We start from the raw sequence: 453 nt of genomic DNA, 5'->3' as shown, positions 1-453 counted from the left end.
AAATTGTGGTGGCGCCGGCGCGCGGGCCCCGCCGGCGACACCTGTCATTCGGCCGCTTCCAACTGACGCTCGCCCCAGATGGGGAAGGGATCGCGCAACGTTGCCCATAAAGCGGGCGTGAAGGCGGCGGCGGGGACAAGGCAAGCGCCCAGCCGCGCGCGGATGCGGGCCTCGTCCATGCCGATGCCGATGAACACCAGTTCCTGCCGCCGGTCGCCCCAGATCATGTCCCAGTGTTTGGCGACGAATTCTTCGAACCGGCCGTCATCGGGCCACTGGTTCTTCGGGATCGACGCCCACCAACGCCCCATACGCGCCGTCTCGGTCTGGCTGCCCGCCACCGCCAGCTCGCCGACCCAGTCGGGGCGCGTCGCCAGCCAGAAATGCCCCTTGGCGCGCACCACATGGTCGAGGCCGCCATCGGTCAGGAAGGCATGAAACTTCGCCGGATCG

The 453-nt window shown here is 68.4% G+C and carries 1 protein-coding gene; it reads right to left on the bottom strand.

What is annotated here, in order from left to right:
• Positions 1 to 44 precede the first annotated feature (44 nt).
• A partial coding sequence (locus SM191_RS19585; RefSeq protein WP_341507663.1) for a GTP-binding protein occupies positions 45 to 453 on the bottom strand: 409 nt, incomplete at its 5' end.

The sequence above is a fragment of the Sphingomonas sp. 2378 genome (assembly GCF_038084995.1).
In the GTDB taxonomy this organism is placed as follows: domain Bacteria; phylum Pseudomonadota; class Alphaproteobacteria; order Sphingomonadales; family Sphingomonadaceae; genus Sphingomonas.
The sequence above is the reverse complement of the archived record's forward strand: the minus strand, read 5'-3'. Positions and strand labels throughout refer to the sequence as shown.